The organism is Nonomuraea roseoviolacea subsp. carminata, assembly GCF_024172185.1.
Classification (GTDB): Bacteria; Actinomycetota; Actinomycetes; order Streptosporangiales; family Streptosporangiaceae; genus Nonomuraea; species Nonomuraea roseoviolacea.
In genome coordinates this window covers 9,200,171-9,224,745 of sequence record NZ_JAMZEC010000001.1, presented here as the reverse complement: position 1 = coordinate 9,224,745, position 24,575 = coordinate 9,200,171, and the positions used below count along the sequence as shown (strand labels likewise).

Genomic DNA, 24,575 nt, shown 5'->3' with positions numbered 1-24,575 from the left:
TTCACATGATTTTTCAGGATCTAGGGGGTGAGCTGGTGTTAGGCTATGACCCAATATCCGATCCGGTCATAGGTGGACAGCATGGCTGTGGCCTTCACCGCCGAGGACAGGGGGCGCATCACCGCCTCCCTCCTCGACACCGCGGAAGAGCTTTTCGCGACCCAGGGGCTGAAGAAGACCTCGCTGGAGGAGCTCGTCGCGCCCTCCGGCATCGCCAAGGGCAGCTTCTACGCGTTCTACGACTCGAAGGAGGCGCTCTACAAGGACGTGATGATCCGCAGGGCGCCACTCGTCGCCAGGCGGCTGGCCGAGCCGCTGAGCAGGCCGCCCGGCACCGAGGCGCTGGCCGCGCTCATGCGGGCGGCGACCGAGGTGCTGACCGGCGACCCGTTCTACCGGCGCCTGCTCACCCACCCCGACGAGCTGGAGGCGGTCGCCCGCCGGGTGGGGCCCGAGGAGGTCGCCCGCGTCACCCCGCACCTGGTGCAGCCCCTGATCCGCTACTTCGCCCAGGGCCAGGCCGACGGCGTGATCGTTCCCGGCGTGCCGCCCGAGATCCTCGTGGGCGTCGTCCGCACGGCCGGGCTCGTCGTCCTCAACCGCGACCGGTTCGGCGCCGACTACGAACAGGTGCTGGACGCCACCATCGACGCGCTGGCAAGGGGGCTCACCGCATGAGCGTGCTGAAGAAATACGCCACGGCCGCCGGCATGACCGACGAGGCGTGGAAGCGCCACGCCAACCCGTGGAGCGTCTGGACCAGGTTCGCGGCCATCCCGCTGATGATCCTGGCCGTCTGGAGCCGCGCGTGGGTCGGCTGGTGGTGCCTGGCCGGGGTGGCGCTGGTCGTCGTGTGGCTGGCCGCCAACCCGCACGTCTTCCCCGCCGTCGAGCGGCCCGACAGCTGGACCGCCAAGGGCATCTACGGCGAGAAGCTGTGGCTGTACGACAGGTCGCTCGTCGACGGCGACCACCGGAGGGTGCAGCGGCTGCTCGTCGCCGTCGGCGTCACGGGGTTCGCCCTGCTGATCTGGGGACTGGTCGCGCTGGAGGTCTGGCCGACGGTCTTCGGCGCCACGCTGGTGGTGCTCGGCCAGCTCTGGCGCATCGACCGCCTCGGCCAGCTCTACGAGCGGCACGGCGCCGCCGGCTGACGGGCCCGCCGGGCGTCAGAGCAGGTAACGCAGCCACAGGTACGGCGTCGCCAAGGCGACCGTGGTGACCGTCACGATCAGGCCGTACCGGGTGAACCCCCAGAAGCTGATCGGCGTCCCGTTGCGGGCGGCGATGCCGATCACCACGACGTTGGCCGCCGCGCCGACGGCCGTGGCGTTGCCGCCGAGGTCGGCGCCGAGCGCCAGCGCCCACCACAGCGCCCGCGCCTGGTCGCCGCCCCCGGCGGCCGGCACGAGCTGCTCCACGATGGGGCTCATGGTGGCGACGTACGGGATGTTGTCCACGATGGCCGACAGCCCGGCCGAGCCCCACAGCATCGCCATCACGGTGGCCTCGGGCCGTCCCTGGGCCGCGCCGGCCGCCGCCCGCGCCACCTCGCCGATGACACCGGTGTGGACCAGCGCGCCGACCATGACGAACAGCCCGGCGAAGAACACCAGCGTCGGCCACTCGACCTCGGCGATCGCCTCCTCCGTGGTGATCTCGGTGAGGGCGACCAGCGCCCCGGCGCCCAGCAGCGCCACGACCGAGGGCTCGTAGTGCAGCACCGGGTGCAGCACGAACGCCGCCATGACCAGCGCGAGCACGGTCAGGCTCTGCCACAGCAGCCGCCGGTCGGCGATGGCCTCGCGTTCGTTCAGCGCCATGATCTCGGCGGCCCGGTCGGGGTCGTAGCGGAACGCGTCGCGGAACAGCACCCGGCACAGCAGCGCGAACACCGCCACCAGCACCACGACCAGCGGCGTCAGGTGGGCGAGGAAGTCGTTGAAGGTCAGGCCGGCCCGGCTGGCGATGATGATGTTCGGCGGGTCGCCGACGAGCGTGGCGGTGCCGCCGATGTTGGAGGCCATGGCCTCGGCGATGAGGTACGGCGCCACCGGCAGCGCCAGCCGCTCGCACACCAGGAACGTCACGGGCGCGACGAGCAGCACGGTCGTCACGTTGTCGAGCAGCGCCGACGCCGACGCGGTGATCACCACGAGCAGCACCATGAGCCGGTACGGCCGGCCCCGGGCGCGCTTGGCGGCCCAGATGGCGAGGTACTCGAACACGCCGGTCCGCTTGAGCACCCCCACGATGATCATCATGCCGAGCAGCAGGAAGATCACGTTCCAGTCGATGCCGGTGCGCTCGGAGAAGAACGCCGGTCCGGCGGCGGTGGCGTGGATCACCAGCATGACCGCCGCCCCGCCCAGCGCGGCGGCGACGCGGTGCACCCGCTCCGTCGCGATCAGCGCGTACGCGCCGAGGAAGGCGGCGACCGCCAGCCACGCGGTGAGCGTCACTGCTCGACCAGCCGGTCCACCAGCGCCTGGAGCGTCACGGCGCCCCGCAGCCCGCCGGCGTCGACGACGGCCACCAGCGGGCTGTGCGTGCGCGCCATGAGCGCGGCCAGCTCCAGCACCGTCGCGTCCGGGTCGGCGACGGGCAGCTCGCGCGGCCGGGGCGGCATCGCCTCGCGTACCGTGCGGCCGGAGATCGAGCGCATGAACACGTCGGCGTGCGCCTCGTCCACCACCCGCGCCAGCGCCGGGTCGTCGAGGCAGTAGCCCGGCACGGCCAGCCGCAGCACCTGGGTGCCGGGCAGGATCCCGGCCGGGAGCCCGCGCTCGTCCACCACGATCAGGCCCGGCAGGTCATGGTCGGCCAGCAGCCGGGCGGCGTCGGCCACCGGGGTGTCGAGGCCCACGGTGGGGAAGTCGGCGACGAGGTCACGGGCACGCATGGCGGCTCTCCCGGGGCATGACGACAGGACCGCCGACCAGTCTTCCCGGCACACCGCGGATCACCCTATCGTCCCGCATGGACACGGCGGCGATTTGACCCTCACGCCGCGTGAGGCCGTAACGTCGCGCACGGTGCGGCGGCGGGAGGAGCGGGTGGCGGTGAGCGTGGTGGTCTGTCCCGGGTGCGGGCTGGCGGCCCCGGCCGGGGGAGGGGCGCGGCCCGACGGGTACGGGGCGTCGGCGGAGTGCTGGGAGCGTTACGGCGAGCTGCTGGCCCGCTCGTACGGTCTGGCCGACCACCGTCCCGTCCACCAGATCGTCGTGGACGCGTACGTCGCCCAGCACCCCGCCGGCGACAGCCGCCGGGAGGTCCAGCGCATGGCGTTGTGCCTGATGACGCTGTGCCTGTTCGTCGAGGAGGGCGCCGACCCCCGTGAAGGCCCGGCGCTGCACAAGCGGATGATGGCCGGCCGGCCCGACTACTTCCACTGGCTGCGGCCTCCGCGGCTGGACGACCTGATGACCGTCGCCGACGTGCTGGCCGCCCGGGACGCGGCCGAGCACGGGAGGCTGGTCCGGGAGTGGGGCCGCGACCTGTGGCGAGCCTGGGAACCGTGGCACGCGACGATTCGCGCCTGGAACGCCCGCGCCCTGGAGAGGTGAGCGGCCCTCCGCCCGGCCGCGTGCCGCCTCGTAGGATCGGGACTTCGCCCGCGGCGGCCCGCACCCCAAGGAGCACGACATGACCTCCCGCACGTACGCCGAACCCGCCCCCTGACCACCCTGCCGTCCCCGACCGTTCCTGCCCATCCGGCCGTCCCGGGCGAGGCGTGTCAGGGCTGGTCGTGGGGCGTGACGATCATCCGGCCGTCGTCCTCGCGCACGTGGTAGCCGGCCTCGGCGAGGATGGTCCGTAACGCGAGCCGCACCGCGCCCCGGATCAGCCGGTAACGCGCCGCGTGCTCCTCGCCGGGCGCGGCGTCCGGCTCCCACGAGACGACCACGCCGCGGCCCGGCTCGTGCCACACCCGCAGGCCGCCGTCGCCGTCCGCGTCGCGGCGTTCCACGGCGAATCCCGCCTCCGAGAGCCGCCGGCGGACCCGGCTCTCCAGCGTGGCGGCGTCGATGGGCGGGGGGCTCACGACGATCATGTTCCCGCCGTGGCCGCGTCCATTCCTGGCGCCCGTTCACGCATACACCCGTTCGCACCGGCTAGAGGATCTTCCGGACCCGCCGACGACAGACGAGGAGCCGGATCGATGACCTCCGCGACCGTGGCGTCCACCGGGACGTCCCCCCATCCCGACGGGATCGCCGGCTGGGCCATGGGGATCATGGACGCGCTCGGCGCTCCGGGCGCCGGGCTGGTCGTGGCGCTGGAGCACGTGTTCCCGCCGCTGCCGAGCGAGGTCATCCTGCCGCTGGCCGGCTTCTCGGCGGGCAAGGGCCGGATGGCGCTGTGGGAGGTGCTGGTCTGGACGACGCTCGGCGCGGTGGCGGGGGCGCTGGCCCTGTACGGGCTGGGCGCGCTGCTCGGGCGCGAACGCATCCACGCCCTGGCCGCCAGGGTGCCGCTGGTCAAGCCGTCGGACGTGGAGCGGGCCGAGGGCTGGTTCGACCGGCACGGCCGCAGGACGGTCCTGTTCGGGCGGATGGTGCCGGTCATCCGCAGCCTCATCTCCGTGCCGGCCGGCCTGGAGCGCATGCCGCTGGCCACGTTCAGCGCGCTGACCGCGCTCGGCAGCCTCGTCTGGAACACCCTGCTGGTGATGGCGGGCTACCTGCTGGGCGACAACTGGTCCCGGGTGGAGCGGTACGTCGGGACGGGCACCAACGTCCTGCTCGGCCTCGCCGCGGTGATGATCCTGGTGTGGGCGGGCCGCCGCGTCGCCGAGAACCGCCGCTCGTCGCACGGCGACATGAACAGAGGGGACAGGAGCGGGCGGTCGTCCGGCAAGCCCTCCTGAGTCAACGGATCGTCCCGGGTTCGTGGATCGCGGCGAGCCGCCGGGGAACCCTGACCCGCCGGAGAGGTTGGCCCGAACGAGGCGACGGCCGCCATGGGCGAGGCTTTGCCGCCGCGTGGGCGACCCCGCCGCGGACCGCTGGCTACGTTGAGAGATGTTCCGCGCCGCATGGGCGATTCCCGGGAACCCAGTCGACGCTCCGTCCGGTCCGGACCACCTGGACCACCGAACACCCACGGAGTGATCCACGATGCTGAAGCACCTGCTCGTCGCCGCCGCCGTGGTGGCCGGAGCCTTCACCGTCTCGGGCGCCTTCGTCGCCGCCGCCGTGTCCGCGCACCCGGCTCAGCAGACCGGAAGCGCCACGGTGCACGTCCCGGCGAAGGCCACTCCGACCGATTACTACAACGAGGACGACGAGGACCGGGCCCGGTAAAGGGAGTTCACACCTGCCGTGCCGGGGGCGGGCCGCACACCACTGAGGGGACGGCCCGCCCCTCCACGTCCAGGCTCGCCCCGACCCGGGGCGCCGGCCGTCAGAGTCCGTACGTCTCCAGCAGCCGCAGCCAGATCTCGCTGACCGTCGGGAACGACGGCACGGCGTGCCACAGCCGCTCCAGCGGCACCTCGCCCGTGACCGCGATCGTGGCCGCGTGCAGCAGCTCGGCCACCCCCGGACCGGCGAACGTCACCCCGAGCAGCACCCGGCGGTCCTCGTCCACCACGGCCTTGGCCCGCCCCCGGTAGCCGTCGCCGAGCAGGTACGCGCCCGACACCGAGCCCAGGTCGTACTCCACGGTCCTGATCCGGAAGCCCGCCTCCCGGGCGGCGGCCTCGGTCAGGCCGACCGCGCAGATCTGCGGGTCGGTGAAGACCACCTGGGGCGCGCCCCGGCCGTCGGCGGTGTCGCGCAGCGCCGGCAGGTCGTCGGGCTCGCCCTTGGCGCGGGCGGCGATGACGTCGCCGCAGACCCGCGCCTGGTACTTGCCCATGTGGGTGAGCAGGGTGCGGCCGTTGGCGTCGCCGACGGCGTACAGCCAGCCGCCGTCGACGCCGGTGGCGCGCATGCTGTCGTCGACCTCGACGTACCGGCCGGGTTCGAGCCCCACGGTGTCGAGGCCGACCTGGGTGGTGGCCGGCTTGCGGCCGGTCGCGACGAGCAGCTCGTCGGCCTCCAGCGGCGGCCCGTCGGGCAGCCGGATCGTGACCTTGCCGCCGGGCTCGGGCCGCTCGACCGCGACGGCGCCGGTGCCGAACCGCACGTCGATCCCCGCGTCGGCGAACGAGGCGGCCAGCAGCTCACTGGCGAACGGCTCCATCCGGGGCAGCAGCCGGTCGCCGCGTACGAGCATCGTGGTCTGCCGGGCGCCGAGGCCGTGCATGGCCTGGGCCATCTCGCAGGCCACCACGCCGCCGCCGATGACGGCCAGCCGTTCGGGCACGGACGTGGCGGCGGTCACCTCGTGGCTGGTCCACGGGTTGGCCTCGCGCAGTCCGGGCACCGGCGGGACGGCCGGGGTGCTGCCGGTGGCCAGCACCACCGCGTGGCGCGCGGTCACGGTGCGCTCGGAGCCGTCGGGGGCGGTGACCCGCACGCGGCGCGGCCCGTCGAGGCGTCCGGCGCCGCGCAGCAACGTGGCCGGCACCCCGTCCAGCCACCGCAGCTGCCCGGAGTCGTCGTAGTGCGCCACCGCCTCGTCGCGCCGGGCCAGTACCTTGCCCGCCTCGATGGGGCCGATCGTCAGGCCGGGCACGCGCCTGACCTCGGCGGCCAGCTCCACCGGACGCAGCAGGGCCTTGCTCGGAATGCACGCCCAGTACGAGCATTCGCCGCCGAGCAGGCGGTTCTCCACGACGGCGGCGGTGAGCCCGCCGCGCACGGCCCGCGCGGCCACGTTCTCCCCGGCCGGCCCGCCGCCGATCACGATCACGTCGAACTCGTCGCTCACGTCCGCCTCCCCAGACTCACCCTCATACCGACCCCACCAGCCTCTCAGAACCTCGGGCTGCCGGGTCACGGCGGGGCGGCGCGGCACCCCCTACGGAGGCTTCCCACGATGGGGGAACGGCGGCGCGAGGGGGAGAGGTACGGCGTCGCCTGTGGGGCTTGCGTGCGGTGGTACTCCGTGGGAAGCCGCGACCTGCGGCGAGATGTGGCGAGATGTGCGGTGGCGCGCGCGGGATGGGCGGCGCCGGGTGCGGGGAGAGGGGGTGTGGCGCGCCGCGGTGGGGATGTGGTGCGATGGCGTGCGCGGGGATGGCGCGAGCGGGCGGCGGGCCGCCCGCTCGGCGGGACGAAACGCGCAAAGGCCCCACGGGCGTCAGCGCACGTCGAGGCCCAGGGCCGTGGCCACGGCCGCCGCCTGGCCGACGTCGATGATCGCCCCGCCGATCTTGGCGGTGAGCGGGTCGAGGCCGCCGAGGTCGCTGCCCCGCAGGTCGCACCGGGTGAGGTCGGCGCCGTGCAGCCACGCCCCGGACAGGTCGCAGCGCAGCAGCGAGGCGCCTTCGAGCCGGACCCCCGTGAGGTCGGCCTCGCGCAGCCGCACGTCGCGGAAGGTGCTGCCCCGCAGGTCGGCGCCCGGAAGCCCGGCGAACGACCAGTCGCCCCCCTCGACCTTGAGCAGCCCGTACGAGCAGTCGTCGAACATGCTCCCCGTCAGCTTGCACCCCCGGAACGTGGCGTCGAAGAACGAGCAGCGCACGAACGTGCAGCCCGCGAAGCGGGCGTCCTCGTGGACCGACACGTTGAACCGGACGTCGCGGAAGACGCACTCGTCGAACACGGACCCGTGGTCGGTCGCCTCCGTCATGTCCACGCCGGTGAACAGGACCCGCCGGTGGACCTCGCGATCCAGCTCGCGGCCGTCCCAGTCGGCGGAGTCGATCTCCGTGTCGGTCGGGGGAGGGCGGTGCCCGTGCTCGCGTTCGGCCATGCGGGCAGGCTAGCGGCCGTCACCGACAGAACCGGCGACCCGCGGGGGTCAGGCGGTCTCGCCGGCGGCGCGCCGGGTCAGCGAGGTGATGAGGGGCTGCACGAGCTTGGCCGCGAGGGGTCCGAAGGCCGCCAGGATCAGCACGTACGCCGCCGCCAGCGGCCCGAGGTCCGGGTGGACGCCGGCCGCCACGGCCAGCCCCGCGATGACGATGTTGAACTCGCCCCGGGGGATGAGCGCGATGCCGGCCCGGGCCTGACCGGCGCGGGCGATGCCGGCCCGGCGGGCCGCGTACATGCCGGTCAGCAGCTTGGTCGCCATGCTGACCACGGCCAGTAACGCCGCGAGCCCGGCCACCGGCAGGATCTTGCCGGGGTCGGTCTGGAAGCCGAAGAAGACGAAGAACACCGCGGCGAACAGGTCGCGCAGCGGCTCCAGCAGCGCCCGCGCGTCGTGGGCGAGCTGTCCCGACAGGGCGATGCCCACGAGGAACGCGCCGACGGCCGCCGACACCTGGAGCTGCTGGGCCAGCCCGGCCACGAGCAGCGCGAGCCCGACGACCTTGAGCAGCAGCACCTCGGAGTTCGGGCTGGAGACGAACGCCTCGATGAAGCGGCCGAAGCGCAGCGCGACGAGGAGCACCACGCTGACCGTGGCCAGCGCGATCGCGACGGTGAGCGCCCCGCTCAGCAGGCTCAGCCCGGCCAGCAGGGCCGTCAGCACCGGCAGGTAGAGGGCCATCGTCAGGTCCTCGAACACCAGCAGCGACAGCACCGTCGGCGTCTCGCGGTTGCCGATCCAGCCGAGGTCGGACAGGACCTTGGCGGTGATGCCGGAGGAGGTGGCGTAGGTGACGCCGGCCATGGCGACGGCCGCCACCGGCCCCCAGCCGAGCAGCAGCGCGCAGATCGCCCCGGGCGCGGCGTTGAGCACCAGGTCCACGAGCCCGGCCCGGGCGTTGCCGCGCAGGCTGGTGACGAGCTCGTCGGCGTTGTACTCCAGGCCGAGCGTGAGCAGCAGCAGGACGACGCCCAGCTCGGCCCCGGCGGAGATGAAGTCCGTGCTGGTGGCGAGGGGCAGCACGCCACCGGTGCCGAAGGCGAGCCCGGCGATCAGGTAGAGGGGGATGGGGGAGATGCCGGCCCGCAGGGCGAGGGCGCCGAGCACGCCGAGCCCGAGCAGGACCGCACCGATTTCGAGCAGGAGGATCGCGGTATCGTGCACCCGCGGCCCTACCCGTGCGCCAGGATGTCGGCCACCTCGGCGGTGCTGTCCGCGCCGCCCACGACCACGACGATGTCGTTGGCCGCGAGGCCGAAGTCGGGGCCGGGGCTGGTGACGACCTGCGGCCCGCGCACCACGGCGACGACGGACGCGCCGGTGCGGGTGCGCACGCGGGCGTCGCCCATGGGCCGTCCGGCGTACGGGGAGGTGGGCGGCACGGGGAGCTGGACGCTGACCAGGCCCTCGACCTGCTGGTGGAGCTGGTTGAGCCGCTGCACGATGCGGGGCGCGCCGAGCAGCTCGACCAGCGCCTCGGCCTCCTCGTCGTTCAGCTTGACCGTCTCGCAGGCGCGGTCCGGGTCGCCCTTGTCGTAGATCACGAGGTCGCGGCGGCCGGTGCGGTGGGAGATCACCGCCACCCGTCTGCCGCTCTGCGTCGTGAACTCGTGCCGCAGCCCGATGCCCGGCAGCGCCGTCTGCTCGACCTCCACCCGTCTCCCCGCTCGTGTGATCCGCTGATGACACGGAGACCGTACCATTTGGCGGCTTCCGTCCCAGTTGCGCGAAATGAGGCGAGCCGGGGAGGTGAGCGTCAGAGGAGGGCGAGCGCCTGGCGGGCGATCTCCCATTCCTCGTCCGTGGGGACGACCAGCACCGCCGTCGCGGACCCGTCCGCCGACACGAACCGCTCCCCGGAGGCGTCCGCGGCGTTGCGCTCCGCGTCCAGGGCCAGCCCGAAGCGGTCCATCCCGGCCAGCGCCCCGGCCCGGGTCGCGGCGTCGTGCTCGCCGACGCCGCCGGTGAACACGACCGCGTCCACCCGGCCGAGCAGCGCGCAGTAGGCGCCGACGTACTTGCGGATCCGCCGCGTGTACACCTCCAGCGCCAGGCGCGCCCGCGCGTCGCCGCCGGCGGCGCGCCGGCGCACCTCCCGCATGTCGCCGGACCCGGCCAGGGCGAGCAGGCCGCCCTTCCGGCTCAGCGCCCGCTCGGCCTCCTCGACGTCCAGCCCGCGCGCCCGCTTCAGGTAGCCCAGGAGCGCAGGGTCCACGTCGCCGGAACGGGTGCCCATGACCAGGCCCTCCAGTGGTGTCAGCCCCATGGAGGTGTCCACGCTGCGCCCGCCCTCGATGGCGGTGGCGCTCGCGCCGTTGCCCAGGTGCAGCACGATGAGGTTCGTCTCCTCCGGGGCGCGGCCCAGCAGCTCGGCCGCCCGCCGCGACACGTACGCGCACGACGTCCCGTGGAAGCCGAACCGCCGCACCCCCCACTCCCCGGGCACCGCGTACGTGTACGCCTCCGGCGGCAGCGTCCGGTGGAAGGCCGTGTCGAACACGGCGACCTGCGGCACCCCCGGGAAGGCGTCGCGCGCCACCCGCACCCCGGCCAGGTTCACCGGGTTGTGCAGCGGGGCCAGCGGGGCCAGCTCCTCGATGGCGGCGATCACGCCGTCGTCGACGAGCACCGCCTCCCGGAAACGGGTCCCGCCGTGCACGACCCGGTGCCCCACCGCGACCGGGTCCAGCTCCGGACCGGCCTTCTCGAACGCCTCCAGGACGGCCGCCAGCGCCTCTGCATGCCCGGGGAACGCCCGCTCGCACGTGTACGGCCGGCCCCGCCCGTCGCCGGCGTGGTGGGTCAGCCGTCCCTCCTCCTCGCCGACGCGCTCGACCAGGCCCCGGGCCGCGCGCTCCCGGGACCCGACGTCGATCAGCTCGTACTTGATGGAGGAGGAGCCGGTGTTCAGGACGAGGATCCGTGCGGCCATGTCCACCCGCTGATCTCGGCAGAGTCCTCGCCGTGCTCGCGGGTGTGGGCGCGGGCCCGCAGCCGGGCGTCCGACATGCGCTGGCGCAGGTGCGCCTGCGTGGCGCCGAGCCCCGGCACCCGGTCGACGACGTCCATGACGAGGTGGTAGCGGTCGATGTCGTTGAGCATGGCCATGTCGAAGGGCGTCGTGGTGGTGCCCTCCTCCTTGTAGCCGCGCACGTGCAGGTTCGCGTGGTTGTCACGCCGGTAGGTGAGGCGGTGGATGAGCTGCGGGTAGCCGTGGAAGTTGAAGATGACCGGCTTGTCGGTGGTGAACAGCGCGTCGTACTCGGCGTCCGGCATGCCGTGCGGGTGCTCCGAGCGCGGTTGCAGCCGCATGAGGTCGACCACGTTGATGACGCGCACCTTCAGCCCGGGCAGGTGTTCGCGGAGGAGGGCGGCCGCGGCCAGTGTCTCCAGGGTGGGCACGTCGCCGGCGCAGGCCAGCACCACGTCCGGCTCGGTACCGTCGTCGGTGCTCGCCCACGGCAGGATGCCGAGGCCGCGCGTGCAGTGCGCGATCGCCTCGTCCATGGTGAACAGGTCGAGCACCGGCTGCTTGCCCGCGACGATGACGTTGACGTAGTCGCGCGAGCGCAGGCAGTGGTCGCCGACCGAGAGCAGGGTGTTGGCGTCCGGTGGGAGGTAGACCCGGACGACTTCGGCCTTCTTGTTCATCACGACGTCGAGGAAGCCCGGGTCCTGGTGGCTGAAGCCGTTGTGGTCCTGGCGCCACACGTGTGACGACAGCAGGTAGTTCAGCGAGGCCACCGGACGCCGCCACGGGATCTTCTTCGACGACTCCAGCCACTTGGCGTGCTGGTTGAACATCGCGTCGATGATGTGGATGAACGCCTCGTAGCAGTTGAACAGCCCGTGCCGGCCGGTCAGCAGGTAGCCCTCCAGCCAGCCCTGGCACAGGTGCTCCGACAGGACCTCCATGACCCGGCCGCCGGGCGCCAGGTTCTCGTCCGTGGGCTTCAGCTCGGCGTTCCAGGCCCGGTCGGTGACCTCGAAGACCTCCGACAGCCGGTTGGAGGCGGTCTCGTCCGGCCCCATCAGCCGGAACGTGCGCGGGTTGGCCGCGATCACGTCGCGCAGCAGCCCGCCGAACACCCGGGTCGGCTCGCTGGTCGTGGCCGCCGGCGACTTGACCTCCACCGCGTGCTCGCGGAAGTCCGGCAGCCGCAGCGGCGCCAGCAGTTCGCCCCCGTTGGCGTGCGGGTTCGCGCTCATCCGGCGCGGCCCCTCGGGCACGGTCCGCCTGATCGCCTCCACGGGGCCGCCGTCCGGCGCGAACAGCTCCTCGGGCCGGTAGGAGCGCATCCACTCCTCGAGCTGCTCCAGCCGCTCCGGGTGGTTGCGCACGTCGCCCAGCGGCACCTGGTGGGCGCGCCACGTGCCCTCCACCGGCAGGCCGTCGACCTCCTTCGGCCCGGTCCAGCCCTTGGGGGTGCGCAGCACGATCATGGGCAGCCGCTCGGCGTCGCCCGCCTTGTACGCGGCGATCTCGTCGAACACCGTGTCCAGCGTCGCGGCCATCTCCTCGTGGTCCGGGCCCACCACGTACGGCTCGTAGCCGTAGCCGCGCATGAGCGCGAGCAGATCCGCCTCGGGGATCCGGGCCAGCACCGTCGGATTGGCGATCTTGTAGCCGTTGAGGTGCAGGATGGGCAGGACCGCGCCGTCCTGGCGCCGGTCGAGCAGCTTGTTGGAATGCCAGCTCGCCGCCAGCGGCCCGGTCTCCGCCTCGCCGTCGCCGACGACGCACGCGACCACCAGGTCCGGGTTGTCGAAGGCCGCGCCGTACGCGTGCGCCAGGCTGTAGCCCAGCTCGCCGCCCTCGTGGATCGAGCCGGGCGTCTCCGGCGCCACGTGGCTCGGGATGCCGCCCGGGAAGGAGAACTGGCGGAACAGCCGCCGCATGCCCTCGGTGTCCTGGCCGATGTCCGGGTACCGCTCGGTGTACGACCCCTCCAGCCAGGCGTGCGCCACCGCCGCCGGGCCGCCGTGACCGGGTCCCGCGATGTAGATCATGTCCTGGTCGCGCTGGCGGATGACCCGGTTGAGGTGCGCGAAGCAGAAGTTCAGCCCCGGCGTGGTGCCCCAGTGGCCCAGCAGTCTCGGTTTGACGTGCTCGGGCCGGAGCGGCTCCGTCAGGAGAGGGTTGTCGAGCAGATAGATCTGGCCGACCGACAGATAGTTCGCCGCCCGCCAGTATGCGTCGATATCGTCCATCCCATGATGGTTCCTTCTGGCCGACGGCTCACACACGTTGATTAGAACGGCCCTCCTGTGGCAGGGGACCAGGCAACCGGCTGAGTGAGGCGTCATGGACATCCGGTCATCGAGAACACAGGCGTTCGCCATGACATTCACCGAGGCGGACGTGGCGGGGGCACGCGGGGCCGTGGAGCGGTTCGCGCAGGCCCACGGCCTGGCGGAGGAGCGCGCCGTCGATCTCGTGCTCGCCGTCAACGAGGCGGTCGTCAACGCGATCGCCTACGCGGAGGGAAGGGGGGTGCTACGACTATGGAGGGACGGCGACGACGTGGTGTGCGAGATCCGTGACTACGGCAGCGGGATCTCCGGCCGCACGCTGGACAAGGAGGACCCGCCGCCCATGACCTCGGCGGGCGGCTGGGGCATTTGGCTCATGAGGCGCCTGGCCGATAAGGTCACCATCACGACCGGCCCGGACGGCTCCGCCGTGCGCATCGTGATGTCGCTGCCCGGCCGGGAGCGCGGCGCGCCCTGACGGCGCCCGTCCCCGCAGGCCAACCACCCCAGGCAGGCGACCCGTGAACTCCGATCGCGGCCAGGCGGACCCTCCTCCGCTGCTCGACACCTTCTTCGAGAAGGACACCCTCTCCGGCACGCGCGCCGACGCCCAGCGCCTGGCGCAGGCCAACGGGCTCGAGTCCACGCGGCTCCTCGACTTCGTCATGGCGGTCAACGAGTGCCTGGTCAACGTCGTCGCCCACGCGGGCGGACGCGGCAGGCTGCGCCTGTGGCACGACGGCGACCGGCTGCTGTGCGAGATCCGCGACTTCGGCCCCGGCATCCCGGCGTCCTTCCTGGAGGAGACCGGCCTGCCCGCCCCCTCGCAGGTGGGCGGGCGCGGCATCTGGCTGATCCGCCGCCTGACCGACGGCGCCGTCTTCGCCACCGGTCCGGGCGGGACGACGGTCCACATGGTGATGAAGACCACACGGTAGGCTGCGCCCATGGGGCTCCGCAGCGCGCGCTGGTACTCCGGTGAGGACGACCGGAACTCCTACATCCACCGGGCCTGGATGCGCCGCGGACTGCCGGAGTCCGCGTTCGGCGGCGACCGGCCGCACATCGCGATCGCCAACACCGCCTCCGACCTCACCCCCTGCAACGCCCACCTCGACGAGGTGGCCGAGAGCGTCGCCCACGGCGTGTGGGCGGCGGGCGGCGTCCCGCTCGACCTGCCCGTCGTCTCCCTCGGCGAGACCAACCTGCGGCCCACCGCGATGCTGTGGCGCAACCTCGCCGCCATGGCCACCGAGGAGATGCTGCGCGCCAACCCGATCGACGGCGTGGTGCTGCTCGGCGGCTGCGACAAGACGATCCCCTCGCTGCTCATGGCCGCGTCCTCCGTCGACCTGCCCGCCCTCGTCGTGCCCGGCGGCCCCATGCTGACCGGCCACTTCCGGGGCGTGCCGCTCGCCTGCGGCACCGACGTGTGGCGGCTCAGCGAGGAGGTGCGCGCCGGCACCCTGTCGCGCGAGGCGTTCCTGCGCTCGGAGACGTCGATGGTCCGCAGCCGCGGTCACTGCAACACCATGGGCACCGCCTCCACCATGGCCTGCATGGCCGAGGCGCTCGGCATGACCATCCCCGGCACCGCCGGCACCCCCGCCCCCGACAGCAGGCTGCTCGAACGCTCCCACGCCGCGGGCGAGCTGGCCGTCGAGCTCGTACGGCGGGAGCGCCGCCCCAGCCAGGTCATGACCCGTGGCGCGTTCCTCAACGCGATCGTCACCCTGGCCGCGATCGGCGGCTCCACCAACGCCGTCATCCACCTGCTGGCCATCGCCGGCCGCCTCGGCGTGCCGCTCGACCTCGACGACTTCGACCGCGCCGGCGCCGGCGTCCCGCTGCTGGCCGACCTCCAGCCGGCCGGGCGCCACCTCATGGACGACCTGTACCGCGCGGGCGGGCTGCTGGCCCTGCTGCGGGAGGTCGAGGACCTGCTCGACCCGGCACCCGTCACGGTCACCGGCCGGCCGCTCACCGCCTACCTCGCCGAGGCCGAGATCTGGGACGACGGCGTCATCCGGCGCCGCGCCGAGCCGCTGCTGCCCGACGCGGGCATCGCGGTCCTGCGCGGCAACCTCGCCCCCCGCGGCGCCGTGATCAAGCCCGCCGCCGCCTCGCCCGAGCTGCTGCGCCACCGCGGCCGGGCCGTCGTCTTCGACGGCGTCGAGGACCTGCGCGCCCGGCTCGACGCGCCCGGCCTCGACGTGGACGAGACCTCCGTCCTCGTGCTGCGCGGCTGCGGCCCCAAGGGCTACCCCGGCATGCCCGAGGTCGGCAACCTGCCGCTGCCGGCCAAGCTGCTCGCCAAGGGCGTGCGCGACATGGTGCGCGTCAGCGACGCCCGCATGAGCGGCACCGCGTACGGCACCGTCGTGCTGCACGTCGCGCCCGAGGCCGCCGCCGGCGGGCCGCTGGCGCGGGTCCGCACCGGCGACCCGATCGTGCTCGACGTGGCCGCCCGGCGGATCGACGTCGACCTGCCCGACGGCGAGCTGGCCGCCCGCGACCCCGTCATGACCGGCCACGCCCGGCCCGCACGCGGCTGGGAACGCCTCTACGTCGACCACGTGACCCAGGCCGACCGGGGCGCCGACCTGGACTTCCTCGCCGGCTCCGGCGGCGACGCGGTGGGCCGCGACTCCCACTGACCCCGTCGCCCCTCACCGGGGCAAAGAGTGGCCTGCGCCGTGCGCGGAATCCGTCGCCCTGGGTACGGGGTTACGGAACCATGTGAACCGTGTGATCGGATTGACGGCACCCTTGAACGATGACGCAGGAGGACACGTGAGCGGCGACATCACCCAGAGCCAGGAGTGGGCTGCGCTGGGCAAGCACCACGAGGAGCTGGCCGGCAGGCACCTGCGCGAGCTGTTCGCGGAGGACCCGGGGCGCGCGGAGCGGATGACGCTGACCGCCGGCGACCTGTTCCTCGACTACGCCAAGCATCGCGCCACCGGCGAGACCATCGACCTGCTCGTCGCGCTGGCCGAGCGGGCCGGGCTGCGCGAGCGGATCGACGCCATGTTCTCCGGCGAGCACATCAACGTCAGCGAGGACCGCGCCGTCCTGCACACGGCGCTGCGCGTGCCGCCCGGCACCGACCTGACCGTCGACGGGCAGGACGTGGCCGGCGACGTCCACGCCGTGCTCGACAAGATGAGCGCCTTCGCCGACCGGGTCCGCTCCAAGCAGTGGCGCGGCGCCACCGGGCAGCCCATCGCCACCGTGGTCAACATCGGCATCGGCGGCTCCGACCTCGGCCCCGCCATGGCCTACGAGGCGCTGCGCGACTACGCCGACGCCGGCATCGAGGCCCGGTTCGTCTCCAACATCGACCCGGCCGACATCACCGGCGCCCTGGCCGGCCTCGACCCGGCCACCACGCTGGTCGTGGTCAGCTCCAAGACGTTCACCACGCTGGAGACCCTCACCAACGCCAAGGTGGCCCGCCAGTGGCTGGTCGGCGCGCTCGGCGAGGAGGCCGTGGCCCAGCACTTCGTGGCCGTCTCCACCAACGCCGCCAAGGTCGCCGAGTTCGGCATCGACACCGACAACATGTTCGGCTTCTGGGACTGGGTCGGCGGCCGCTACTCCTACGACGGCGCCATCGGCCTCTCGCTCATGATCGCCATCGGGCCGGAGCGGTTCCGCGAGATGCTGGCCGGCTTCCACGCGATCGACGAGCACTTCCGCACCGCCCCCCTCGACGCCAACATGCCGGTCCTGATGGGCCTGCTCGGGGTGTGGTACACCGACTTCTTCGACGCCGAGACCCACGCCGTCCTGCCCTACAGCCAGCGCCTGCACCGCTTCCCCGCCTACCTCCAGCAGCTCACGATGGAGTCCAACGGCAAGTCGGTGCGCGCCGACGGCGAGCCGGTCACCACCGACACCGGCGAGATCTTCTGGGGCGAGCCGGGCACCAACGGCCAGCACGCCTTCTACCAACTCCTCCACCAGGGCACACGGCTCGTGCCGGCCGACTTCATCGGCTTCGCCGAGCCGTTCGAGGACCGCGAGGGCATGCACGACCTGCTGTCGGCCAACCTGTTCGCGCAGACCTCCGCGCTGGCGTTCGGCAAGACCGCCGAGGAGATCGCCGCCGAGGGCACGCCGGCGCACATCGCGCCGCACAAGGTGATGCCCGGCAACCGGCCCAGCTCCACCATCCTCGCGCCCAAGCTCACCCCGTCCACGCTGGGGCAGCTCGTCGCCCTGTACGAGCACATCGTGTTCGTCGAGGGCACGATCTGGGGCATCGACTCCTTCGACCAGTGGGGCGTCGAGCTGGGCAAGAAGATGGCGCTCGACCTCGCGCCCGCCCTCACCGGCGAGCAGCCGCCGGCCGACCTGCCCGACCCGTCCACGGCCACGCTCGTCCGCCGCTACCGCGAGCTGCGCGGCCGGAGCGTCTGACCTCTTCCGGCGGCGGCCGGAGCGTCTGACCTCCGCCGGCGGCGGCCGGGGGTCCGGCGCGGGAGCCCCGGCCGCCCGATTGACGTGGCGTGCCGGGGCACCGGAGGATCTCTCCCATGCCCGTCATCCCGGTTCCCGGCCGCCAGCGCACCTGGGCCGCCCTCACCCCGGCCACCGCGTACGTCTTCGGCGTCGAGAGCGCCGACGACACCCGCGTCGTCCAGCACTACTGGGGGCCGAGGCTGCCCGGGGCCGCGCTCGCGGAGGTCACCGCCGGCGCCACGGCCTGGTTCGTCACCGGCTTCCATGACCCGGCCGACGCCACGGAGCTGCTGCCGGTCGACGGCGGGCGCCGCTGGGGCGTGCCGTCGTTGCAGGCCGTCTACCCGGGCGGCGTCCGTTCGGTCGAGCTGTCCTTCGAGCAGGCCGTCGAGCACGGGCCCGGCGAGCTGGAGCTGGTGCTGCGCGACCAGGTCCACGGCCTGCGCGTCGGCCTGGGCGTGCGCGTCCACGACGACACCGACGTCATCGAGCGCTGGACCGAGGTGACCAACGAGTCCGGCGAGCCCGTCCACCTGTTGCGGCTCGACTCCGGCGCGTGGGCGCTGCCCGAGCAGGCCGGCACCCGCTACGCGGGCGTGGCCGGCGCCTGGGGGCGTGAGACCCGGCTGCACCGGGGCGAGCTGCCGGTCGGCGAGACCACGTTCACCAGCAGGACCGGCACCACCTCGCACCGAGCCAACCCCTGGATCATGATCGGCGACGCCGGCGAGAGCGGCGGCGAGGTGTGGAGCATCGCGCTGGCCTGGAGCGGCTCGTGGCGCCTCACCGCGCAGCGCCGCCCCGAGGGCGACGTGGCCGTCACCGCCGGGTTCGGCCACGACGGCCTCACCTGGCCCCTCGCGCCGGGCGCGGCCCTGCGCACGCCGCCCGTCCTCGGCCTGCACACCACCGGCGGGTACGGCGCCGCGAGCCGCGCCTGGCACGCCTACGCGCGCGGGCACGTGCTGCCCACCCCGGCCGAGGAGCGGCCCGTCCTGTACAACTCGTGGGAGGCCACCGGTTTCGACGTCACCGAGGACGGCCAGCTCGCCCTCGCCCGCCGGGCCGCCGAGCTGGGCGTCGAGCTGTTCGTCGTGGACGACGGTTGGTTCGGCGCCCGCACCGACGACACGCGCGGCCTCGGCGACTGGTGGCCCAACCCCGACCGCTTCCCGCAGGGGCTCGGCAAGCTGTTCGACGGTGTCCGCGACCTGGGCATGCGGGCCGGGCTCTGGGTGGAGCCCGAGATGGTCAACCCCGACAGCGACCTCTACCGCGAGCACCCCGACTGGACGCTGCACTACCCGGGCCGCCGCCGCGACACCATGCGCAACCAGCTCGTCCTCAACTTCGGCCGCGACGACGTGCGGGCCTGGGCGCTGGCCTGGCTGGACGGGCTCGTCACCGAGTACGGCCTGGACTACCTCAAGTGGGACATGAACCGCAGCTTCAGCCAGGCCGGCTGGGCCGAGGGCGGCGACCTGCTGTGGATCGAGCACACCCTCGGCGTGTACGCGATCATGGACGAGCTGCGCGCCCGCCACCCCGGCCTGCGGATCGAGTCGTGCTCCGGCGGCGGCGGCCGGGCCGACCTCGGCATCCTGCGGCGCACCGACCAGGTGTGGACCTCCGACAACACCGACGCCCGCGACCGCCAGGCCATCCAGGAGGGCTTCTCCTACCTGTACCCGGCGAGCACGATGTCGTGCTGGGTGACCGACGGCCCCAACCCGGTCACCGGACGCGAGGTGCCGCTGCGCTACCGCTTCCACGTGGCCATGGCCGGCACGCTCGGCATCGGCGGTGACCTGACCCGCTGGAGCGAGGAGGAGCTGGCCGAGGCGCGGGAGCTGGTCGCCGCGTACAAGGAGGTGCGGCCGGTCATCCAGCACGGCGAGCTGCGCCGCCTGACCGGCACGCCGGGCGTCACCGTCTCGGCCGTGCAGTACACGCTGGGCGACCGGGTCGTGGTGCTCGCCTACAACCCGTACAAGCTGGACGAGCGGCCGCCGCGCAGGCTGCGCCTGGAGGGGCTCGACCCCGACGCCGTCTACGAGGACGGGGCGGGCGCGCGCCGGCACGGCGCGGCGCTCATGCACCACGGGCTCACGCCGGCCTCCTGGGCGCCGTTCGGGCCCGACTATCGCAGCGAGATGGTGGTGCTCCGCCGCGTACAGGACGGATCATGACGAGATGGACATCATGCGACTGATGGAGAAGTCCGTCGACGAGGCGGTCGTCAGGCGGGTCTTCGGCGAGCCCGTGCAGCGGGGGGACGTCACCGTCATCCCCGTCGCCCGCGTCATCCAGGGCGGAGGCGGCGGGGGAGGCCGGCGCCAGGGCGAGAAGGGCGAGGAGGAGCAGACGGGCAGCGGCGGCGGCTACGGCTACGGCGCCGCGCCCGTGGGCGTCTACGTGATCAAGGACGGTGAGGTGAGCTGGCAGCCCGCGCTCGACGTCAACCGCGTCGTGCTGGGCGGCCAGATCGCGTTCGTCGTGCTCCTGCTCGTGCTGCGGTCCATACTCAAGAAGCGCCGCCGTCACTAGCCCGGCGAGGGTCCCGTACGTTTTCCGGGCGTACGGGATCCTCCGCCGTTCACGGGCGGGTCAGGAGACGGTGACGCCCAGCAGGTGGCCGATGCCGAAGGTCGCGGCCGCGGCGCCGACGCCCAGGGCGAGCTGGCGCAGACCGCCCAGCCACCACGGCCGGGCCGTCATGCGCGCCACCACCGCCCCGAACCCGAACAGCGCCAGCACGCTCAGCACCACCGCCACCGTCAGCCCCGACGCCCCGAACAGGAAGGGCGCCAGCGGCACCAGCGCGCCCGCGGCGAACGCGCCGAACGACGAGGCGGCGGCCAGCCGCGGCGAGGGCAGGTCGTCGGGGTCCACGCCCAGCTCCTCGCGCACGTGCACGCGCAGCGCCTGCTCCGGGTCCGCCGACAGCCCGGCGGCGACCTTGCGGGCCAGGTCGGCGTCCAGCCCGCGGGCCCGGTAGAGGGCGGCCAGCTCGGCCTGCTCGCCCTCCGGGTTGCGGGCCAGCTCGCGCCGCTCCACGGCGATCTCGGCGCGCATCAGCTCGGTCTGCGACTTCACGGAGGTGTACTCGCCGGCGGCCATCGAGCACGCGCCCGCGACCAGCCCGGCGAACCCGGCCAGCACCGCCCCGCGGCCCGCGCCCGCGGCGCCCACGACGCCGGCGATCAACGCGAAGTTCGAGACGAGTCCGTCCATGGCTCCGAACACCGCCGGCCGCAGCCATCCACCGGTCACGTCACGGTGGGTGTGGTGCAGCTCGGGGGACTGCGGCTGGGCGAGCTCGACGGTCATGACAAAGCCTCCAAATGCCTATTACTACGTGAAATTTAGGCATAGTTCCGGATCAGCCGCAACGAAGGCGAGGCTTGCCTGAGCTGCGGCGTTACCGGGGAAGCCGCGTCCGGGTCGAACACGTGCTCGGGCCGGCGAAGGACCGGCCCGGGGGCGTCGACTGTCCCCGGGCCGGTCTCTGAGGCGTTACCGGTGTGCGCGCAGGGCGGGCGCCGGGCCGGCCGCGCCGGGTCCGGCGGAGCCCGGCATCGGCTCGGCGGCGGGCCGGGGCACGGGCAGGGCGGGGCCGCGGACGAGCGCCGCGCAGTCGGCGATCGCCTCGGTCAGCAGTTCCCGCAGCAGCGTGTCCGGGTCGGGGATGCACGCCTGCACGATGCCCACCACCGAGAGCTGCACCGCGTTCGGGGCGGCGTAGCGGCGGAAACCCTTCTCCGTGATCTTCGCCGCGCGGCTGAACTTCCTGGCCTGCTCGGCCGCGCGCGGCACCTGGGCCAGCGCCTGTTCGCTGCGCTCGCTCAACGTCCCGGACGGGGCGCCGTCGAGCCGGCACATGACCTCCTCGGCCGCCAGCACCGAGACGGCCAGGGCGAGCTGCCGCTCGGCGGCGGCCACCGGCAGCGCCGTCGTCGCGCACCGCAGGGAGATCCGGGCGTCGAGGCGCAGGTCGTCGCCGGCCAGGCCGATGATGGACGGGACCAGTTCGATGAGCTTGCCCCGGTTGTCGTCACTGGTGTTGTCGTTGACCAGGCGGGCGAGCGCGGCCAGCAGCGGGTGCGTGCAGGCCGGGTGATCGCTCCACCGCTCGCCGGCGAGATAGGACGCCAGCTCCATGAAGCAGGCACCGCGCTTCGGGTTGCGATGTCTCCCTCGGGACAGGACCGGCATGTGATCAAGGTGATTGTCCACGGGTGCTCCAACTCGACGGATCGCCGTGATTCCAGTCTGCGCCGCCGATCGCGGGAGCGCCAGTGATGGGATGTTCCGGCCTCGGTCCGCCTCGTGGCCGCAGATCAGGGGCCCACGGGGCGCCGGACATCGGACGAATGGCGCCTCCCGGGGCGGCGGCCGGTCTGCGCAGGTTGGTGCGGGGATCGCCGGGTACGTAGCTGTTCGGAGACCTCTGCCGGGGGAGGTCCGGCACGGGGGACGAGCGGGGGGAGAACCCCGTCGCCGTGCGGATTCACGGTCAACGGCATGATCACACGTGATCGAAAAGGAGAGCGCCCGGGGACGGGCACGTGCTAGGTTTCCGACACTTCCCGACTCGAGCGCCGGGCGGCGGCCGGGGTGTCACAGCCGCGCGGGGCTCCTCATCCGGATGGGGGCACCGACGGTGAGGTGGGCGCTGCTGCTCGCGGCCGCGACGACGCTGTGGCTGGCACAGCCCGCCGCGGCCCAGACCATGGACACGGCCCGTGCCGTGGACGCGGTCCAGGCTACGGACAGAGCCCAGGCCGGGGACACGGCCCAGGCCACGCACACGGCCCGGGCCATGGACGCGGAGGGACGGGTCGTCTTCATCGGCGTGCCCGGCCTGCACTGGACCGACCTCGACCCGGCCCGCACCCCCCACCTGTGGCGGCTCGCGGGCCAGAGCGCGCTCGGATCGATCTCGGTCAAGACCGTCGGCACCGTCGCGTGCCCGTACGACGGCTGGCTCAGCGTCTCCGCCGGCGTCCGCTCCGCGGTCGGCCACGGCTGCGGCCTGCCGCCGGAGCCCGAGACGCGCGGCGCCGGCGCGGTCGTGCCCGGCTTCCAGGACCTGCGCGGCCTGCGCGACGGCACGTACGCGGGCACGCTCGGCCAGGCCGTCCACGCCGCCGGGCAGTGCACCGCCGCGGTCGGCCCGGGAGCGGCGCTCGCCCTGGCCGACCTGGAGGGCAAGGTGGACGTGTACGCCGCCGAACCCGCCGCGCTGGCCGACTGGACCCGCTGCCGCGTGACGGCCGTCGACGTGAACGAGCTGATCACTCCATACCTCTCCGGCGGCGGGCTGCCCGCCGAGCCCGAGGCGCTGGCGCCGGCGCGGCGCGAGGAGGCGGCCCGCGCCGCCGACGCGAAGGTCGGCGAGGCGCTGGCCAAGGTCCCCGCCGGCAGCGACGTGGTGCTGGCCGGCATCGGCGACCACGGCACCGTGCCCCACCTGCGGGTGGCCATGTGGAAGGGCGCGCACGCGAAGCCGGGCGCGCTGCTCGGCACCACCTCGACCCGCCGCGACGACATCGTCATCCTGCCCGACGTCGCCCCCACCGTGCTGGCCGCCGCCGGCATCGCGGCGCCGGCCACCGTCATCGGCGTCCCCTGGCACCCGGGCGCCGTGCTGACGCTGGACGAGGCGGTCTCCCACCTGCGCGAGTCGGACCTGACCGGCACCACCGTGCGCTCCACGACCGGCCTGTTCTTCACCGGGTTCGCCATCCTGCAGGTGTCGTTCTACGTCACCGCCTACCTGCTGCTCTCGCGCCGCCGGCGGCCCTACGCGGTCGGCGTCGCCGCCCTGGGGGTCGCCTCGATCCCCGTCTCCACGTACCTGGTGAACCTGCTGCCGTGGGTGCGCGCCGGCGTGCCGACCGCGGCCCTGGTCGGCGGGGTGCTCGGGATCGCGGCCCTGATCGTGCTGGCGGCCCTGGCGGGCCCGTGGCGGCGCCATCCGCTCGGCCCGCCCGCCGTGGTCGCCGGGGTCACCGCCGCCACCCTGATCGGCGACCTGCTGAGCGGCACGACCCTGCAGTTCAACAGCCTCATGGGTTACACCGCGGTCGTGGGCGGCCGCTACTACGGGCTGGCCAACATCCCCTTCGCGCTGCTCGCCACCGCCGTGCTCATGGTGACCGCCGTGGCCGCCGACCATCTGGTGCGGGTCGGCCGCCGGACGGTCGCGGTGGCGCTGGTCTCCACGCTCGGCCTCGTCGCCATGCTGCTGGCCGGCTGGCCGGGCGTGGGCAGCGACTTCGGCGGCGTGATCGCGTTCGTGCCCGGCATCGCGGTGACGGCGATGCTGGTGGCGGGACGGCGGGTGTCGCTGGTCAAGCTGGCCGGGTTCTGCGTGCTGGGCGGCGTGGCGGTGACGATCATCGCGGTGCTGGACCACACGCGGCCGGTCGCGTCGCAGACGCACCTCGGCCGGTTCGTCGGCCAGGTGATCGACGGGACGTTCTGGCCCATGATCGGCCGCAAGCTCGGCGCGATGCTCAACACCATGCTCTCGCCCAACCTCATGCCGATCGTGATCGTCGGGCTGGCGTTCCTCATCTTCGCGCTGCTGCGGCCGGCCAAGGTGAGCGCCGGCCTCGTGCCGCAGGCCTTCGCGCGCGCCCCGATGCTGCGGGCCGGCCTCGTCGGCGCGCTGGTCAGCGGCGTGGTCGGCATGCTGGTCAACGACTCGGGCACGGCGGTGCTGTCGATGGCGGTGTCGCTGGCCGTGCCGCTGGTGCTGTACGCGGGCCTGCGCTCGCCGATGCCCGAGCCCGAGGCCGACACCCGGCCCGACACGCTCGAACCCCACGGCGCGGCCCGCACCCCCGCCTGACCCCTCCGCGCACCCGCCCGCGCCCTGCCCCACCTGACCGCTCCACGTACCCGCCCGCGCCCCGCTCCCGCCGAGCCGGGGCGCGGGCGGCCCGCCCTCGCGCCGCCCGCGCTTACCTCTCCGCATACCG

The 24,575-nt window shown here is 73.6% G+C and carries 23 protein-coding genes; 12 read left to right on the top strand and 11 right to left on the bottom strand.

Features of this window, described 5'->3' with window-relative positions; all coding sequences use genetic code 11:
• Nucleotides 1-81: 81 nt before the first annotated feature.
• Together HD595_RS42960 and HD595_RS42955 are read left to right on the top strand one after the other, a co-directional pair.
• Nucleotides 82-678 (top strand): TetR/AcrR family transcriptional regulator, encoded by a 597-nt coding sequence (locus HD595_RS42960; RefSeq protein ID WP_253779922.1) that lies wholly within the window; start codon nucleotides 82-84, stop codon nucleotides 676-678.
• A complete protein-coding gene (locus HD595_RS42955) occupies nucleotides 675-1,154 on the top strand; it encodes a DUF6653 family protein (protein WP_253779920.1) in 480 nt (159 codons plus the stop codon). Before HD595_RS42960 ends, HD595_RS42955 begins: the two co-directional genes overlap by 4 nt.
• 15 nt (nucleotides 1,155-1,169) lie before the next feature.
• Here the strand turns inward: HD595_RS42955 and HD595_RS42950 are convergent, their stop codons facing one another.
• Both HD595_RS42950 and HD595_RS42945 read right to left on the bottom strand, forming a co-directional pair.
• A complete protein-coding gene (locus tag HD595_RS42950; protein WP_253779918.1) occupies nucleotides 1,170-2,462 on the bottom strand; it encodes an ArsB/NhaD family transporter in 1,293 nt (430 codons plus the stop codon).
• Nucleotides 2,459-2,902: a CBS domain-containing protein gene (locus HD595_RS42945; RefSeq protein ID WP_253779915.1), complete on the bottom strand. Its 444-nt coding sequence runs from the start codon at nucleotides 2,900-2,902 to the stop codon at nucleotides 2,459-2,461. Before HD595_RS42945 ends, HD595_RS42950 begins: the two co-directional genes overlap by 4 nt.
• Before the next feature lie 133 nt (nucleotides 2,903-3,035).
• Between HD595_RS42945 and HD595_RS42940 the strand changes: the two genes are divergently transcribed.
• Entirely contained in the window at nucleotides 3,036-3,566 is a 531-nt protein-coding gene (locus tag HD595_RS42940) for a DUF5946 family protein (protein WP_253779912.1), read from the top strand.
• A gap of 170 nt (nucleotides 3,567-3,736) precedes the next feature.
• Here the strand turns inward: HD595_RS42940 and HD595_RS42935 are convergent, their stop codons facing one another.
• Complete coding sequence (locus HD595_RS42935) at nucleotides 3,737-4,045, bottom strand: hypothetical protein (RefSeq protein WP_253779910.1); 309 nt, start codon at nucleotides 4,043-4,045, stop codon at nucleotides 3,737-3,739.
• Nucleotides 4,046-4,162: 117 nt separating this feature from the next.
• Between HD595_RS42935 and HD595_RS42930 the strand changes: the two genes are divergently transcribed.
• Both HD595_RS42930 and HD595_RS42925 read left to right on the top strand, forming a co-directional pair.
• Nucleotides 4,163-4,870, top strand: a complete 708-nt coding sequence (locus HD595_RS42930; RefSeq protein WP_253779907.1) for a DedA family protein — start codon at nucleotides 4,163-4,165, stop codon at nucleotides 4,868-4,870.
• 250 nt (nucleotides 4,871-5,120) lie between these two features.
• On the top strand, nucleotides 5,121-5,306 hold the full coding sequence (locus tag HD595_RS42925; RefSeq protein WP_253779903.1) for a hypothetical protein: 186 nt from the start codon (nucleotides 5,121-5,123) through the stop codon (nucleotides 5,304-5,306).
• A 100-nt stretch (nucleotides 5,307-5,406) separates the two neighbouring features.
• On the opposite strand, the gene HD595_RS42920 is transcribed toward HD595_RS42925, so the two are convergent.
• From HD595_RS42920 to HD595_RS42895, 6 genes are all read right to left on the bottom strand, one after another.
• Nucleotides 5,407-6,819 (bottom strand): dihydrolipoyl dehydrogenase family protein, encoded by a 1,413-nt coding sequence (locus HD595_RS42920; RefSeq protein ID WP_253779900.1) that lies wholly within the window; start codon nucleotides 6,817-6,819, stop codon nucleotides 5,407-5,409.
• A gap of 372 nt (nucleotides 6,820-7,191) precedes the next feature.
• On the bottom strand, nucleotides 7,192-7,806 hold the full coding sequence (locus HD595_RS42915) for a pentapeptide repeat-containing protein (protein ID WP_253779898.1): 615 nt from the start codon (nucleotides 7,804-7,806) through the stop codon (nucleotides 7,192-7,194).
• 48 nt (nucleotides 7,807-7,854) lie between these two features.
• On the bottom strand, nucleotides 7,855-9,030 hold the full coding sequence (locus tag HD595_RS42910) for a cation:proton antiporter (RefSeq protein ID WP_175591713.1): 1,176 nt from the start codon (nucleotides 9,028-9,030) through the stop codon (nucleotides 7,855-7,857).
• Nucleotides 9,031-9,038: 8 nt separating this feature from the next.
• Nucleotides 9,039-9,521, bottom strand: coding sequence for a cation:proton antiporter regulatory subunit (locus tag HD595_RS42905; RefSeq protein WP_253779896.1), 483 nt, complete (start codon nucleotides 9,519-9,521; stop codon nucleotides 9,039-9,041).
• Between the two features lie 101 nt (nucleotides 9,522-9,622).
• Entirely contained in the window at nucleotides 9,623-10,798 is a 1,176-nt protein-coding gene (locus HD595_RS42900) for an acetate/propionate family kinase (RefSeq protein WP_253779894.1), read from the bottom strand.
• On the bottom strand, nucleotides 10,774-13,077 hold the full coding sequence (locus HD595_RS42895) for a phosphoketolase family protein (RefSeq protein ID WP_253779892.1): 2,304 nt from the start codon (nucleotides 13,075-13,077) through the stop codon (nucleotides 10,774-10,776). Before HD595_RS42895 ends, HD595_RS42900 begins: the two co-directional genes overlap by 25 nt.
• A 130-nt stretch (nucleotides 13,078-13,207) precedes the next feature.
• On the opposite strand from HD595_RS42895, the gene HD595_RS42890 reads away from it, so the two are divergent.
• The 6 genes from HD595_RS42890 (at nucleotide 13,208) to HD595_RS42865 (ending at nucleotide 20,133) form a co-directional block, all read left to right on the top strand.
• Entirely contained in the window at nucleotides 13,208-13,597 is a 390-nt protein-coding gene (locus HD595_RS42890) for an ATP-binding protein (RefSeq protein WP_253779890.1), read from the top strand.
• A 43-nt stretch (nucleotides 13,598-13,640) separates the two neighbouring features.
• Nucleotides 13,641-14,057 (top strand): ATP-binding protein, encoded by a 417-nt coding sequence (locus tag HD595_RS42885; RefSeq protein WP_253779888.1) that lies wholly within the window; start codon nucleotides 13,641-13,643, stop codon nucleotides 14,055-14,057.
• 9 nt (nucleotides 14,058-14,066) lie between these two features.
• On the top strand, nucleotides 14,067-15,776 hold the full coding sequence (locus HD595_RS42880; RefSeq protein ID WP_253779885.1) for an IlvD/Edd family dehydratase: 1,710 nt from the start codon (nucleotides 14,067-14,069) through the stop codon (nucleotides 15,774-15,776).
• A 136-nt stretch (nucleotides 15,777-15,912) separates the two neighbouring features.
• Nucleotides 15,913-17,544 carry a glucose-6-phosphate isomerase gene (gene pgi, locus HD595_RS42875; protein ID WP_253779883.1) on the top strand — a complete coding sequence of 544 codons (1,632 nt, stop codon included), beginning with the start codon at nucleotides 15,913-15,915 and terminating at the stop codon, nucleotides 17,542-17,544.
• A 116-nt stretch (nucleotides 17,545-17,660) separates the two neighbouring features.
• Complete coding sequence (locus HD595_RS42870) at nucleotides 17,661-19,775, top strand: alpha-galactosidase (protein WP_253779881.1); 2,115 nt, start codon at nucleotides 17,661-17,663, stop codon at nucleotides 19,773-19,775.
• A gap of 4 nt (nucleotides 19,776-19,779) precedes the next feature.
• The gene (locus tag HD595_RS42865; protein ID WP_253779879.1) at nucleotides 19,780-20,133 is read left to right on the top strand and encodes a spore germination protein GerW family protein; all 354 of its coding nucleotides are present in this window, start codon (nucleotides 19,780-19,782) and stop codon (nucleotides 20,131-20,133) included.
• A gap of 60 nt (nucleotides 20,134-20,193) precedes the next feature.
• Here HD595_RS42865 and HD595_RS42860 read toward each other — a convergent pair whose 3' ends face one another.
• Both HD595_RS42860 and HD595_RS42855 read right to left on the bottom strand, forming a co-directional pair.
• On the bottom strand, nucleotides 20,194-20,916 hold the full coding sequence (locus HD595_RS42860; protein ID WP_253779877.1) for a VIT1/CCC1 transporter family protein: 723 nt from the start codon (nucleotides 20,914-20,916) through the stop codon (nucleotides 20,194-20,196).
• Between the two features lie 186 nt (nucleotides 20,917-21,102).
• Nucleotides 21,103-21,747, bottom strand: a complete 645-nt coding sequence (locus tag HD595_RS42855; RefSeq protein ID WP_253779875.1) for a hypothetical protein — start codon at nucleotides 21,745-21,747, stop codon at nucleotides 21,103-21,105.
• Between the two features lie 487 nt (nucleotides 21,748-22,234).
• On the opposite strand from HD595_RS42855, the gene HD595_RS42850 reads away from it, so the two are divergent.
• The gene (locus HD595_RS42850) at nucleotides 22,235-24,445 is read left to right on the top strand and encodes a hypothetical protein (protein ID WP_253779873.1); all 2,211 of its coding nucleotides are present in this window, start codon (nucleotides 22,235-22,237) and stop codon (nucleotides 24,443-24,445) included.
• Nucleotides 24,446-24,575: the final 130 nt, after the last annotated feature.

Excerpts from the sequence above, each read along its gene's own strand:
- HD595_RS42960 (WP_253779922.1), top strand. The coding sequence starts at position 82 with ATGGCTGTGGCCTTCACCGCCGAGGACAGGGGGCGCATCACCGCCTCC.
- HD595_RS42890 (WP_253779890.1), top strand. The coding sequence starts at position 13,208 with ATGACATTCACCGAGGCGGACGTGGCGGGGGCACGCGGGGCCGTGGAG.
- HD595_RS42925 (WP_253779903.1), top strand. The coding sequence starts at position 5,121 with ATGCTGAAGCACCTGCTCGTCGCCGCCGCCGTGGTGGCCGGAGCCTTC.
- HD595_RS42915 (WP_253779898.1), bottom strand. The coding sequence starts at position 7,806 with ATGGCCGAACGCGAGCACGGGCACCGCCCTCCCCCGACCGACACGGAG.
- HD595_RS42945 (WP_253779915.1), bottom strand. The coding sequence starts at position 2,902 with ATGCGTGCCCGTGACCTCGTCGCCGACTTCCCCACCGTGGGCCTCGAC.
- HD595_RS42850 (WP_253779873.1), top strand. The coding sequence starts at position 22,235 with ATGGGGGCACCGACGGTGAGGTGGGCGCTGCTGCTCGCGGCCGCGACG.
- HD595_RS42860 (WP_253779877.1), bottom strand. The coding sequence starts at position 20,916 with ATGACCGTCGAGCTCGCCCAGCCGCAGTCCCCCGAGCTGCACCACACC.
- HD595_RS42870 (WP_253779881.1), top strand. The coding sequence starts at position 17,661 with ATGCCCGTCATCCCGGTTCCCGGCCGCCAGCGCACCTGGGCCGCCCTC.
- HD595_RS42880 (WP_253779885.1), top strand. The coding sequence starts at position 14,067 with ATGGGGCTCCGCAGCGCGCGCTGGTACTCCGGTGAGGACGACCGGAAC.
- HD595_RS42955 (WP_253779920.1), top strand. The coding sequence starts at position 675 with ATGAGCGTGCTGAAGAAATACGCCACGGCCGCCGGCATGACCGACGAG.
- HD595_RS42855 (WP_253779875.1), bottom strand. The coding sequence starts at position 21,747 with ATGGAGCTGGCGTCCTATCTCGCCGGCGAGCGGTGGAGCGATCACCCG.
- HD595_RS42930 (WP_253779907.1), top strand. The coding sequence starts at position 4,163 with ATGACCTCCGCGACCGTGGCGTCCACCGGGACGTCCCCCCATCCCGAC.
- HD595_RS42900 (WP_253779894.1), bottom strand. The coding sequence starts at position 10,798 with ATGGCCGCACGGATCCTCGTCCTGAACACCGGCTCCTCCTCCATCAAG.
- HD595_RS42865 (WP_253779879.1), top strand. The coding sequence starts at position 19,780 with ATGGACATCATGCGACTGATGGAGAAGTCCGTCGACGAGGCGGTCGTC.
- HD595_RS42895 (WP_253779892.1), bottom strand. The coding sequence starts at position 13,077 with ATGGACGATATCGACGCATACTGGCGGGCGGCGAACTATCTGTCGGTC.